Here is a 13,498-nt window from a genome sequence, read left to right on the forward strand (position 1 = left end):
GAAATCCATGCGGTCTACCCCCATCCTATTCGACTCCCGCTACTTCGGTGACACCCCCGCCTACTTTTGCGTAGCTTGTGTCTCTACCTGCGCAAGCGAGATGATGACCATGTCCGGACCGATTTTCACGATCGAGCTCCACGGGATAACCAGGTCCTCCCGTTTTTTTCCGAAGCCAAAGAAGCTGCCGCCGGGCAAAATGATCGACTGAATGACGCCGTTTTCCGGGTGGATGACGAGGTCGGAGTCGCTGATGACCCCCATTTTTTCCCCGTTGTCCAAACCGATGATTTCCTTCCCGCCCAGTTCGCTAAGCCGCATGGAGAAGCCCCCCTTTGTCCTTGTGTACGTTACTGTTGATATACGCAAAAAAATCCGGGCTATGCCGGATTTTTCACAGAGGAAGCTATTAGAGCAACAGATCGTTTTTCACATTGGACGGGTATCCATCCAGCGGGCTTACCATCGCCATCGCCAGCTTCGAGCGGAACAGCTCTTGCGCTACAGCCAGGACCGATTCGTGCGAGACACGGTCGATTTTGGCGATAATTTCATCGAGGCTGAGATGGCGCTCCAGCAGCAGCTCATTTTTACCGAGGCGGCTCATCCGGCTGTTGGTGCTCTCCAGACTGAGCATGAGGCTACCTTTCAACTGTTCCTTCCCTTTGTTCAGCTCCTTGTCGGTGATGCCGTGATCGGCCACATCGCGCAAGACGTTCGTCACGATATCGAACACCTGCCCCACGTGCTCAGGCGCCGTGCCCGTGTAGACGGTAAACGTGCCCGCTTCCTTGTAGGAGGAATGGTACGAGTAGACCGAGTAGGCAAGCCCCCGCTCCTCGCGAATTTCCTGGAACAGCCGCGAGCTCATGCTGCCTCCCAGGACGTTGTTCAGCAAAATGAGCGAGTAAACGTCCGGATGCCCCACCTTGAAGCCCGGCAGCGACAGGCACAGATGCGCTTGCTCTGTAGCTTTGTTGTGGGCGATCGCGTTTGCCGCGAACGCAGGCTCCGCTAAAGGCGCGAGCTTGCCTGGTCGCTCGAAGCCGCTGAAACGCTTTTTGATCTCTTCAATGAGGCTGTCGTCAAAATTGCCGGCAACCGTTACGACCGTGTTCGTCGGGAGGTAGTGGGCGTTGATGTAGCTGAGCAGGTCATCACGCTTCAGGCTGCGCAGCACGTCTTCCGTTCCCAAAATCGAATAGCCGAGCGGATGCGTGCTGTAAGTCGCTTTTGCGATCAAATCGTGGACGAGATCGTCAGGCGTGTCTTCGTACATGCTGATCTCTTCGATGACCACGTTTTTTTCCTTTTCCAGCTCCTCCGGATCGAATACGGAGTCGAAATACATGTCGGCCAGCACGTCCAGCGCAATCGGAGCGTGCTGGTCGAGCACCCGCGCATAGTAGCAAGTATATTCTTTGGAAGTAAAGGCGTTTACGTTTCCGCCGATCTCGTCAAAAGTCTCCGCGATTTCTTTCGCAGAGCGCGTACTCGTTCCTTTAAAAAACATATGTTCAAGAAAATGGGAAATCCCGTTGTTTTTCTCGTTCTCATATTTCGAACCGGTCCCAACCCAGATGCCTAGCGCAACAGAGCGAACAGACGGAATACGTTCCGTCACAATTCTAAGACCGTTATCACACGTATGACGTTGTATCACACAAATCCTCCTCGGTTAATCATCTCTCTATCCGCAAACTTTCGGGAAGTGAATGTAAACACGTCTAACTATAGCAAACTTCTTTTATCTCCACAATAAAATGAACACGTTTTCGCATCACGGCAGGCGGCGGCTGGAGAGCACCTCGGATACGGTGACCGGGTGCAAGCCCTTTTGCTTGGCAATCGTGAGCAACTGGTCCAGACTGGCCTCTGAGGCTGCTGTCGGGTGCATCAGCACAAGGACGCCGTTGCCCATCAAGCCGCTGATTTTTTTGATGACAAAACTTGGGGAAGGCTTTTTCCAGTCCACGGTATCGGCCGTCCACATGATCGTCTTCATCTGGTAGGAGGCGTGCGCGATTTGCACGACCTGCTTGTTGAACGATCCGGAAGGGGGAGCAAACAAGGCGGGCTTGATCCCCAGCGTTTTGGAAATGACGTCCTGTGTGCGGCTGATCTCCTGGTGGATGCGCTGCGTCCCCAGCGTGCTCATGTCCGGATGCGAGTAGGCGTGATTGCCGATCTCATGGCCGCGCGCGGCAATTTTTTTCGCTTCTTCCGGATAGCGTTTGACCCATGAGCCATCGAGAAAAAACGTCGTCTTCACTTTGTGCTTATCCAATGTATCCAGCATCGAATCCAAGTATTCATTGCCCCAGGCTACGTTAATCATGAAGGAAATGGTCGGCTTCTTCGGATTTCCCCGGTAGATGGGCTGCGCCCCAAGCTGATCGAGCGAGACGGCTGGCGGAACTTCCTTGTAGACCAGCATTTCCGGCCCGGTCACTCCGGCAGCGAGCATCTTTTCCACGGACGCTTCCACGTCCACGACGCGTCCGTTGTAGCCAGGGATCGCTTTCCACGTCTGATCCACGACGGCATCGACAGGCGCTTCCTCCCGTCCTTCCTTCCACTGCTCAATCTGGGCCCGCAACCGCTCTTTTTCATCCAAAATTTTTTCCGCCGTCACGACCTGATCGTTTTTGACAAAGCTGATGTATTGGTGGATCGGCTGGTATTGCAGCAGCAGCGCCATCGCTCCTGCGACAAAGACCGTAACCCACAGCCTCCTCTTTCTTTCAGCCATCGTGGAGCCAGCCCTCCTCTTTGTACGTACAAGTCTCTCTTTGTCCAATGTATGAACGAGGCGAGTGACTTAGACATTTTGGCCAAAAGAAAAAAGCTTCCGTACACGAATTTCTTCGAGTGACGAAGCCTTTTGTTTGTCGTTTATTCTGCTTGGGTCGGTGCCTTGTCGGCCTGAGCTGCGGCCGCTTGTTCCTTGAGCACGGCTTTGCGGGACAAGTTGATGCGACCTTGATCGTCGATCTCGGTTACTTTTACTTGTACCTTGTCGCCAATTGCTACGACATCTTCCGTCTTGGCTACGCGTTCCTCAGCCAGTTGGGAGATGTGACACAAACCTTCCTTGCCAGCAAACAGCTCGATGAACGCCCCGTACTTCTCTACGCGCTTGACGGTTCCCAGATAAATCTGGCCGACCGCAACCTCGCGAACCAGGTCCTCGATGATTTGCTTCGCGCGCATGTTCGCTTCGTGGTTGATCGAAGCGATGAACACACGTCCATCTTGCTCGATGTCGATTTTGACGCCGGTTTCTTCGATGATTTTGTTGATGACGCGACCTTGTGGGCCGATTACATCGCGGATTTTGTCCGGGTTGATGGTCATGGTCAAAATCTTCGGCGCGTAAGGAGACAGCTCTTTGCGCGGTTCGGAAATCGTGCTCATCATGTGCTTGAGGATGTGCAGGCGACCTTCGCGCGCTTGCTCCAGCGCTTGCTGCAAAATTTCCCGATTGATCCCGGAAATTTTGATGTCCATCTGAATCGCCGTTACGCCAGCCTCGGTACCTGCTACCTTGAAGTCCATATCGCCTAAATGGTCTTCCATGCCCTGGATGTCTGTCAAAATGGAGAAAGACTGTTCATCCTTGCTCATAATCAAGCCCATGGCGATACCGGCTACAGGAGCCTTGATCGGTACCCCGGCATCCATCAGAGCCAGCACGCTCGCGCAAATGGAAGCTTGCGATGTCGAGCCGTTGGACTCAATGACTTCGGAAACTAGGCGGATCGTGTACGGGAACTCGTGCTCGGAAGGAATGATCGGCTCGATTGCACGCTCACCCAACGCTCCGTGCCCGATTTCGCGACGGCCTGGAGGACGCAGCGGACGAGCTTCCCCTACGCTGTAAGGCGGGAAGTTGTAATGGTGCATGAATCGTTTCGATTCTTCCAGTCCAAGACCATCGAGAATTTGCACATCGCCCAGCGCGCCCAGTGTGCAGACGCTCAACGCCTGTGTTTGACCGCGGGTAAACATCGCGGAACCGTGCGTGCGGGACAAAATGCCAGTCTCGCTGGAAAGCGGACGAATTTCGTTCAAAGCTCGTCCATCCGGGCGAACTTTTTCTTCTGTAATGAGACGGCGAACTTCGTCCTTGACGATGTTGCCCAGCACTTCGCTAATCATTTTCTCCTGCTCTGGATAAGCTTCCGGATCTTTGGCAGCGAAATGTTCCTTCGTCTCTTCCTTGATGTTGTCAATCGCGTCGTAACGCGCCTGCTTCTCTTCAATCCGAACGGCTTCTTTCAGACGTGCTTCTGCAAATTCGCGCACAGCCTGATCGATTTCCGGATCGACTTCATGCAGGATGACTTCCATTTTTTCTTTGCCGATTTCGGCTACGATCTGGTTTTGGAACTCCACCAGTTGCTTGATAACCTCATGGCCGGCCATGATCGCTTCCAGCATAACGGACTCTGGCACTTGGTTAGCGGCTGCTTCCACCATGTTGATCGCTTTGTGTGTACCTGCGACTACGAGGTGAATATCGCTTTTTTCTGCCTGCTCCACAGTCGGGTTGATGATGAACTCGCCGTCAATGCGCCCAACGATGACACCGGCAATCGGTCCTTCAAACGGAATCTCGGAAACGCATAGAGCGGCAGACGTCCCGATCATAGCGGCGATTTCCGGAGAGCAGTCCTGGTCAACCGACAGAACAGTATTGACAATTTGTACGTCGTTGCGGAATCCTTCTGCAAAAAGGGGACGGATCGGGCGGTCGATCAAACGGCTTGCCAAAATGGCTTTTTCGCTTGGGCGACCTTCTCTTTTAATAAAGCCGCCGGGAATTTTACCGACCGCATAGAGACGTTCCTCATAGTTGACAGTCAACGGGAAGAAGTCGAGCGCTTTCGGCTCCTTCGAGACTGTAACTGCAGACAGGATTGCCGTATCGCCGTACCGAACCAGAACCGAGCCGTTCGCCTGTTTGGCCATTTTGCCAAATTCCAGCGTCAGCTTGCGGCCTGCCAGTTCAAAATCATATGTACGGTATTGTTGCTCCATGATGCTAGCAGTCCTCCTTTGCGACAATGTGCATATCTACACTTTGTTTTCTACCTGTATGTATTATTTCCTGCCACCGTGAAAATTAAATGGTGAGCTTTGGCAGTCGTTTTGGATAATAAAAAAAGCTTCTGTTGAAGCCAATTCCATTGCGCCTGTATCGCATGCTTTGTGTTATCGCTTCAGAGAGCCTGACAGCAAGAAGCGCCAAGCTCTCCTACACGATAGAAAAAGCGGGAAGAACCCGCTTTTTACAAAACGCTGACTAGCGGCGCAGACCCAGGCGGTCTACTACCGAACGATAGCGTTGAACATCTGCTTCACGCAGGTATGTCAACAGGTTGCGGCGTTGACCTACCATTTTCAACAGACCACGACGGCTGTGGTGATCTTTTTTGTGCGTACGCAAGTGTCCGTTCAGGTTGTTAATGTTTTCGGTCAAGATAGCGATTTGAACTTCCGGCGAACCGGTGTCGTTCTCGTGAGTACGGAACTCTTGGATCAGTTGAGTTTTACGTTCTTGAGACAATGCCATCATGACTCACCTCCTTATTTTATATCCCGTTAGCCGAGTCTGCCGTCGGTGAGCATCGGACAGCCAAGCTACGGTTATCTGTACAACGTTTTGAATTATAGCATATCATTTCAGGAAAAGCAAAGAGATTCCGTTACGAGATTCCCTCGGCAAATTTGCGCTTGGCCATGTCTACGTCGCGGCCGATTTGCGCGATCAGCGCATCCACACCGCCGAACTTTTGCTCTTCCCTGATGTAGAACAGAAATTCTACTTCGACTTCCTTGTCGTAAATGTCACCAGAGAACTCGAAAATGTGCACTTCTAGTGATTTTTCTTTCTTCTCCAGCTCAAACGTAGGCTTGATCCCGACATTCATCACGCCGAAGTAGCTCTTGGAATCGACCGTGAAGCGCACGCCGTACACGCCGTTTTTGCCGATGAGATAAGGCTGTCCGACCCGGACGTTCGCCGTCGGGAAGCCGATCGTGCGCCCGCGCTTGTCGCCGTGAACGACCTTGCCGCGCACCTTGTACGGGCGGCCCAGCAGATGGCGCACCTGCTCGACATTTCCGTGGTGGAGATACTCGCGGATGATCGTGCTGCTCACTTTTTCCCCCAGCCGGTTGACCGGGCTGATGATGTCGAGCCCGTAGCGGCCTTTGCTCATCTCCTGCAGCGTTTGGGCGGTTCCCATTCCCCTGTAGCCAAACGTGTAGTCGAAGCCGACCACGACATGCCGGCACGCGAGGGGAAGCATGCACTCGGTAATGAAGTCCTCCGGGTAAACCGCGGCAAACCCGATATCGAACTTCATGACATACGTCCTGTCTACCCCCATCTTTTCGAATTGCTCCAGCTTGTCGGAAAGCGGAGTGAGGTAGCTCGTATAGCCGCTTTGCCCAAGAACCTCGCGCGGATGGGGGTCGAACGTCAGCACCGTACTCTCCCATCCGTTCGTTTTTGCGGTGTCAATCGCCTTTTGAATCACCCGGCGATGTCCAATATGTACGCCATCGAAATAGCCAAGCGCAATCGCGCATGGCGTCGCCTGCAACTCATTTGGTAGTGGATAGGTCAGGGAGATCGTTTTCACGGTTTACACCTCGGCTGGAAAGACTTTTTCTGCTTTGGCGAAAAGACCTTTGTCCCCACGGCACACGCGATGAATCCCCAGCAGCTCTTCGCCTGCAAACAGGCAGATCAGGCTGCCTACCTCGGCATCGACTCCTGGCAGCGCAGTCGCCAGTCCATTGCGCACCGCACGGGTTCGCTCCGGTTTGACCTGATAAGACGGCAAAAATGAAATCGCCTGTGGGATGGAGACAAGATAACGGGAGAGGTCCTCCCCACTCGCAGCCCGCTCCTCCAGTTCCTGAAGAGGAATCGCCTCCTCCTCTACGAACGGACCGCTCTTGATTCGCCGAAGCAGTTTCATATGGGCAGGATAACCCAGAGCGCGACCGAGGTCAACACATAAGGTGCGCATGTACGTCCCTTTCGAGCATGTGCACGTGAACGAGATATCGACGCTGTCCCCGTCTACCTTGATCTCGTGGAGCGTCAGCTCGTACAGCGTCACTTTGCGCGGCTGGCGCTCGATGACCGTGCCTTCGCGGGCCAGGTCGTAGAGGCGCTTCCCGTTTACTTTTACCGCGGAAAACATCGGCGGGACCTGCTCGATCTCTCCCAAAAACGATTGCAGCAATTGCTCGATGCGCTCTACCGTAATCGCGGCTGCGTCTACCGGAGCTTGCTCCAGCACTTCACCGGAGGCATCCTCCGTCGTCGTCGCGGAGCCGAGCCGCAAGACGACGTTGTAGCGCTTGGGCAAATCCTGCAAATACTCTACCAGGCGAGTCGCGTTGCCCACGCAGATCGGCAGCACGCCTGTCACATCGGGGTCGAGCGTTCCCGTGTGTCCTACCTTTTTCGTTCCATACAGCCGGCGGATGCGCGCCACACAATCGTGGGAAGTCATGCCCGCCGGCTTGTCGATTACCAGCACGCCGTGCGCGTTACTCATCGTGTTTCACTCCTAATGCTGGCTCCAGTACGTCCCATACTTTTTGTTTCGCTTCCGCGATCGTCCCTTTGACCGTGCAGCCGGAAGCTTTGGCATGCCCTCCGCCGCCGAGTTGCTTGGCAACAGCCGACACGTCCACGCGATCTCTCGCGCGCATGCTGACCTTGACGATTCCCGGCTCCGACTCCACAAAGGAAACGCCGACCTCGACGCCTTCGATGTTGCGGCAGTAGTTCACCAGTCCGCCTGCATCCTCGCGCTTCGCCTCTGCCTCGGCAAAATCATCGACCGACACGCAAATGGAGGCGACGAGGTTTTGGTGGGACAACTGCAACGTCTGCAGGGCGCGGCGCAATACTTTGACATGCGCAAACGTGATTTCCTCCAGGCATCGCTCCGCCACTTCGCCCGGCTTCACCCCGTAGGTCAGCAAGCGGGCCGCGATTTCCATTACCCGTGGCGTCGTATTGGAGTAGCGAAAGCCGCCTGTGTCTGTCAAAAGGCCGGTATAGATGCACAAGGCGAGTTCTTCGTTGAACGCGATTCCCGCCTCTTCCGCCACTTCAAACAAAATTTCCGCTGTCGCCGCCGCTTCCGGCCGCACCAGGTTGACCGTTCCGAACATGTCGTTGGTCGGGTGGTGGTCGATATTGAGGACAGCGGCGCCAGATGCAAATAAAGGCCGCACATCGCCCATCCGTGACTCATCGGCACAGTCTACGGCGATTACGGCCTCGAACATTTCGGTCAGCGGTTGTTTGCGCAGGTTGCGCAAGCGGTCAAAACGCGGCAAAAAGTCAAACTTGAGCGGCGTTTCCCCTTCGTTCACCACTACGTACTCTTTTCCCAACTGTTCAAGCATGAGCACGACTCCAAGCGCAGAGCCGGTAGCATCGCCATCTGGATTGACATGGGAAAGAACCAGGAAGCGGTCATGCTCCCGGAAAAAGCGGGCCGCTTCCTCTACTGCTGCTCGATTAGGATTCATCCTGTTTCTCTCCTTCTGTGGAGATTTCCCGCAGGATCGACTCAATTTTGGAACCGTAGTCAATCGACTCATCCAACTTGAAGACGAAGTCGGGAATATGGCGTAACTTGACGCGTTTGCCAATTTCGGTACGCAGGTAGCCTTTGGCTTTCGTCAGTCCTGCCAGAGAGTCTTTGCGCTGCTCCTCGCTGCCGAAAATGCTGACGAATACTTTCGCAAGCTGGAGATCGCTGCTCACTTCTACATCCGTTACCGTAACAAAGCCGACGCGAGGATCTTTCAGTCCACGTTGCAAGATGAGGCTCAGTTCTTTTTTGATTTCTTCGCCGACGCGGCTCATTCGTGTTTTGTTCATCTATTCTCACCTCCGCTGGCTGCCCTATTCGTAGTATTCCGTATCGACCCGAATCAACTCCACATCGGGATGGTTTTCCACGAACCGCACGACAGCCTGCATTTCTTGTTGCAAAAATGACATTTCATTAGCAACGGCAGCGATACCCAACACGGTACGCTGCCACTGCTCGGGATAAGCCATCTCCGCTGCGGAGACGTTGAAGCGGCTTCGCAGCTTGCCAATGAGACTTTTGACGATGGCCCGTTTTTCTTTCAAGTTTTGGCAAGCGGGCAGAAACAGTTCAATCTGCACCCCTGCTACCATTATTGCTTCACTTCAACCATGACGAAGGCTTCGACTACGTCGCCGACTTTGAGGTCCTGGAAGCGTTCCAAGGTCAGACCGCACTCGTAGCCTGCGTTTACCTCTTTGGCGTCGTCCTTGAAGCGTTTCAAGGTGTCCAGCTTGCCTTCGTAGATGACGATGCCTTCGCGGATCAGACGAGCACCTGCATCGCGGCTCAGTTTTCCTTCGGTTACATAGCAACCGGCGATGTTGCCGACTTTGGATACTTTGAAGACTTCGCGGATTTCTGCCTGACCGATGATGTTTTCTTTGTACACAGGGTCCAGCATGCCTTTCAGAGCTTGCTCGATCTCTTCGATCACGGTGTAGATCACGCGGTGCAGACGAATGTCGATTTTCTCCTGTTCAGCCATGCTGCGAGCGTTTGGCTCAGGACGCACGTTGAAACCGATGATGATCGCATTCGATGCGTTTGCCAGCGTAACGTCGGACTCGGTGATCGCGCCGACGCCAGTGTGAATGATTTTCACGCGGGTACCGTTGACGTCGATTTTTTCCAGGGAGCCGCGCAGAGCTTCTACAGAACCTTGCACGTCGCCTTTTACGATCAGGTTCAGCTCTTTGATATCGCCTTCCTGAATGTGCTGGAACAGATCGTCCAGCGATACGCGAGAGCTTGCACGGCGCTCGGATTCACGCTGCTTGGCTGCGCGCGCTTCCCCGATTGCACGGGCTTTTTTCTCGTCTTCAAACACGCGGAACTGGTCGCCCGCTTGCGGTACATCGTTCAGACCTGTAATTTCCACAGGGGTAGAAGGACCTGCTTCTTTCAGACGGCGGCCTTTGTCGTTGACCATCGCACGTACACGGCCGTAGGTAGAGCCGACTACGATCGGATCGCCGACGCGCAGCGTTCCTTGCTGTACCAGAATGGTCGCTACAGGACCGCGGCCTTTGTCGAGCTCAGCTTCGACTACCGTACCGCGCGCACGCTTGTCAGGGTTTGCTTTCAGCTCCTGAACCTCTGCGACGAGCAAGATGTACTCAAGCAGCTCTTCGATCCCAGTGCGCTGCTTCGCAGACAGTGGAGAGAAAATGGTGTCCCCGCCCCACTCTTCCGCAACGAGCTCATACTCGGTAAGCTCTTGCTTGATGCGGTCGATGTTGGCTTCCGGTTTATCCACCTTGTTGACAGCGACGATGATCGGCACGTTTGCCGCTTTCGCGTGGCTGATCGCCTCTACGGTTTGTGGCATCACGCCGTCATCGGCAGCAACGACGAGGATCGTAATGTCGGTAATTTGCGCACCGCGGGCACGCATGGTCGTGAACGCCGCGTGACCAGGTGTATCGAGGAACGTGATCTTCTTGCCTTTGATCTCGACCTGATAAGCACCGATATGCTGGGTAATCCCGCCTGCTTCCCCCGCTACTACGTTCGTGGAGCGGATGGCGTCGAGCAACGTTGTTTTCCCGTGGTCAACGTGACCCATGATGGTGACGACTGGCGGACGCTCTACGAGCGACTCAGGCGGATCTACTTCTTCGAGCGTTTCGAAGTTGGTTTCGTCGATGACGATTTTTTCTTCGACTTCTACGTTGTAATCAGCGCAGATCAGCTCGATCGCTTCGCGTTCCAGGTATTGGTTGATCGTTGCCATGATCCCCAAATTAAACAACTTTTTGATGATTTCCGCCGGTTCCTTGCGCAGTTTCACAGCCAGCTCGTTCACCGTCAACGACTCGGTAAAGGTGATTTTGCTAGGCGTCTCAAGCACTGGACGCTGTGGCTTTTGTCCGCCGCGCTGGTGGTTGTTGCCGCCACGACGGTTGTTTTGGTTGCGGTTATTTCCGCCGCGGAAAGGCGTGTTCTTTTTGTTGTCTTCAAACGTCTTTTGCGTTTGTGGAGCTTTTTTGATTTTCTCGCGTTTTTCCAGACCGACATTGGATGGAAGTTTTACTTTGTCTTCAAACTCATCCCCGGTGCGGCCTTCCGTTTGGCTGGCAGTTGCCTGTTGCGGAGGACGCTGCTGGTTTTGCGGTCTTTGTTGGTTTTGTGGTCTTTGTTGGCTCTGTGGACGTTGTTGGTTTTGCGGCTTACGGTCAGTCGGTTTTGCTGGTTGACTTCTCATATGGTTTGGTCTTCTCTCCTGATTCTTCCCCTGATTTTTTCCGTGTTGAGGACTATGCTGATCGGGCTGATTTCCGCTGGTGCTGCCTGGACGATTGTTGCCGGAAAAATCGCCGCGATCGCGTTCGTTTTGTCTGTCGTTTTTTGCAGCTTGTGACGGCTGCCCCTGCCCTGCGTGGGACTGGGTTTGTTGTCCTCTGGATTCGTTGGGGCGTCGTTGATCGTCCATTTGTTTTGATCTTGCATCGCCAGGCGTATTGCGCGCTTCCGGCTTGGAGCCGGCACGCAGTTTGGCCATGTGATCCTCGATCCGCTTGATCGTCCCTTCTTCCATAATACTCATATGATTTGCTACTTCTATGTTCAATCGTTTTAGCAAATTGAGGATTTCCTTACTGCTCATGTTGTGCTGTTTGGCATATTCATACACACGTGTCTTCAAATAAACTTCACCCTTTCTAAGTTAGGTGAGCAGACGCTGAATGCTTTCAGCCAACTTCCCATCGGTCACCGCCACGGTAACGCGCCCATCTTTTCCGATTGCGTGTCCCAATGAATATCGGTCGCCTGTGGTTACACATGAGACCCCGTAATAGGAACATTTATCCTTGACTTTTTTGGCCGTATTGTCAGATGCGTCCGATGCGAGCAAAACGAGACGGGCCTGGCCGTTGCGAACAGCCGTGATGACCAATTCCTCCCCGGTCACGATTTTGCGCGCGCGCATCGCAATGCCGAGCAACTGAGCTGCTTTAGGGATCATCGTCCCATCATCTCCAGCCATTTCTCACGAAAAGCATCGTACTTCTCTTCGGAGATGGACATGTTCAGGGCACGTTCCAGCACTTTTTTCCATTTTCCCGATGCGAACGCATCCGGCTTCAGACAGCTTTCCTGCCGACACACATAGGTACCGCGTCCCGCCGCCTTTCCCGTCAGGTCGATGACAATCTCCTCAGCGGGCGTCCGGACTACGCGGATCAATTCCTTTTTCGGAAACATTCCTTGGCAAACAATGCATTTACGCAAAGGGATCTTTTTTTGCTTCATGACTATTCGTTGTCGACTCCTTCATCGCCCTCTACTTCTTTCGGATAGACGATGCCTTCTTGGTCTGCCTGGGACTCGCTCTTGATGTCGATCTTCCAGCCTGTCAGCTTGGCGGCCAGACGAGCGTTTTGTCCGCGTTTGCCAATCGCAAGCGACAACTGGTAATCCGGCACGATGACGCGGGTTACCTTTTCGGCGAGGTTGACTTCTACATGCAGCACCTTCGCCGGGCTGAGCGCGTTTGCCACGTACTCGGCAGGATCTTCGGACCAACGAACAATGTCAATTTTTTCACCTTTCAGCTCCGTCACGATTGTCTGTACACGCATGCCTTTTGGCCCTACACATGCTCCTACAGGATCTACGTCCGGATTGATCGAATGGACAGCGATTTTGGAGCGATCGCCTGCTTCACGAGCAACGGATTTGATTTCAACCACACCATCGTAAATCTCTGGCACTTCCAGTTCAAAGAGGCGCTTCAAAAGTCCCGGATGGGTACGGGAAACGACGATTTGCGGTCCCTTGGTGGTTTTTTCTACTTTAATGATGTATGCCTTCACCCGATCTTGTGACTTGAACTCCTCGGAAGGCATTTTCTCGGTGATCGGCATAACCGCTTCCGCTTTGCCCAGATCAATGTAGTAATTGCGGGCGTCCATACGTTGAACAACCCCTGTGACGATATCATCCTCGCGCTCGATGAACTCGCTGTAAATGAGACCGCGCTCCGCTTCGCGAATGCGCTGGGTCACCACTTGCTTTGCCGTTTGCGCGGCAATGCGGCCGAAGTCGCGAGGCGTCACCTCGATTTCCACAATATCGTCCAGTCGGAAGTTCGGATCGATTTCTTGGGCAGCTTCCTGAGAAATCTCCAGACGCGGGTCCAAAACCTCTTCCACCACGTTTTTGCGTGCATACACGCGAACCATACCTGAATGACGATTTACATCCACCCGCACATTTTGGGCCGAGTTGAAGTTACGTTTGTATCCAGAGATAAGAGCCGCTTCGATGGCCTCGATCAGCACGTCTTTGGTGATGCCTTTCTCTCTCTCAATGGCTTCTAAAGCCTCGATAAAATCGCCGTTCATGACTTTCGT

Annotated in this window: 14 protein-coding genes; all 14 read right to left on the reverse strand. The window is 53.7% G+C overall.

All coding sequences use genetic code 11. The annotated features are described in order from the left end of the window. Window positions 1-60: 60 nt before the first annotated feature. Complete coding sequence (locus AC3WQH_RS00990) at window positions 61-321, reverse strand: YlmC/YmxH family sporulation protein (protein WP_005834144.1); 261 nt, start codon at window positions 319-321, stop codon at window positions 61-63. An 88-nt stretch (window positions 322-409) separates the two neighbouring features. Continuing rightward, complete coding sequence (locus AC3WQH_RS00995) at window positions 410-1,663, reverse strand: M16 family metallopeptidase (RefSeq protein ID WP_007786849.1); 1,254 nt, start codon at window positions 1,661-1,663, stop codon at window positions 410-412. A 117-nt stretch (window positions 1,664-1,780) separates the two neighbouring features. After that, entirely contained in the window at window positions 1,781-2,752 is a 972-nt protein-coding gene (locus AC3WQH_RS01000) for a polysaccharide deacetylase family protein (protein WP_005834148.1), read from the reverse strand. Window positions 2,753-2,895: 143 nt separating this feature from the next. After that, window positions 2,896-5,043, reverse strand: coding sequence for a polyribonucleotide nucleotidyltransferase (pnp, locus tag AC3WQH_RS01005; RefSeq protein WP_007786846.1), 2,148 nt, complete (start codon window positions 5,041-5,043; stop codon window positions 2,896-2,898). A 265-nt stretch (window positions 5,044-5,308) separates the two neighbouring features. Further along, on the reverse strand, window positions 5,309-5,578 hold the full coding sequence (rpsO, locus tag AC3WQH_RS01010) for a 30S ribosomal protein S15 (protein ID WP_025846085.1): 270 nt from the start codon (window positions 5,576-5,578) through the stop codon (window positions 5,309-5,311). 133 nt (window positions 5,579-5,711) lie between these two features. After that, window positions 5,712-6,653, reverse strand: coding sequence for a bifunctional riboflavin kinase/FAD synthetase (locus tag AC3WQH_RS01015; RefSeq protein WP_005834156.1), 942 nt, complete (start codon window positions 6,651-6,653; stop codon window positions 5,712-5,714). A 3-nt stretch (window positions 6,654-6,656) separates the two neighbouring features. Beyond that, a complete protein-coding gene (gene truB, locus AC3WQH_RS01020; RefSeq protein ID WP_005834158.1) occupies window positions 6,657-7,583 on the reverse strand; it encodes a tRNA pseudouridine(55) synthase TruB in 927 nt (308 codons plus the stop codon). Then, complete coding sequence (locus AC3WQH_RS01025; RefSeq protein ID WP_005834160.1) at window positions 7,576-8,571, reverse strand: DHH family phosphoesterase; 996 nt, start codon at window positions 8,569-8,571, stop codon at window positions 7,576-7,578. The genes truB and AC3WQH_RS01025 overlap by 8 nt, the downstream gene beginning before the upstream one ends. Further along, on the reverse strand, window positions 8,561-8,926 hold the full coding sequence (rbfA, locus tag AC3WQH_RS01030) for a 30S ribosome-binding factor RbfA (protein WP_005834162.1): 366 nt from the start codon (window positions 8,924-8,926) through the stop codon (window positions 8,561-8,563). Before rbfA ends, AC3WQH_RS01025 begins: the two co-directional genes overlap by 11 nt. A 24-nt stretch (window positions 8,927-8,950) precedes the next feature. Then, a complete protein-coding gene (locus tag AC3WQH_RS01035; protein ID WP_005834164.1) occupies window positions 8,951-9,232 on the reverse strand; it encodes a DUF503 domain-containing protein in 282 nt (93 codons plus the stop codon). Beyond that, window positions 9,232-11,787, reverse strand: coding sequence for a translation initiation factor IF-2 (gene infB, locus AC3WQH_RS01040; RefSeq protein WP_007786836.1), 2,556 nt, complete (start codon window positions 11,785-11,787; stop codon window positions 9,232-9,234). The genes AC3WQH_RS01035 and infB overlap by 1 nt, the downstream gene beginning before the upstream one ends. 21 nt (window positions 11,788-11,808) lie before the next feature. Then, complete coding sequence (locus AC3WQH_RS01045) at window positions 11,809-12,108, reverse strand: YlxQ family RNA-binding protein (protein ID WP_005834170.1); 300 nt, start codon at window positions 12,106-12,108, stop codon at window positions 11,809-11,811. Continuing rightward, window positions 12,105-12,395, reverse strand: a complete 291-nt coding sequence (gene rnpM / locus AC3WQH_RS01050; protein ID WP_005834172.1) for an RNase P modulator RnpM — start codon at window positions 12,393-12,395, stop codon at window positions 12,105-12,107. Before rnpM ends, AC3WQH_RS01045 begins: the two co-directional genes overlap by 4 nt. Before the next feature lie 2 nt (window positions 12,396-12,397). Beyond that, entirely contained in the window at window positions 12,398-13,489 is a 1,092-nt protein-coding gene (gene nusA, locus AC3WQH_RS01055) for a transcription termination factor NusA (RefSeq protein ID WP_005834174.1), read from the reverse strand. Between the last annotated feature and the right edge of the window lie 9 nt (window positions 13,490-13,498).

The organism is Brevibacillus sp. FW301-21C12A (genome assembly GCF_058788915.1).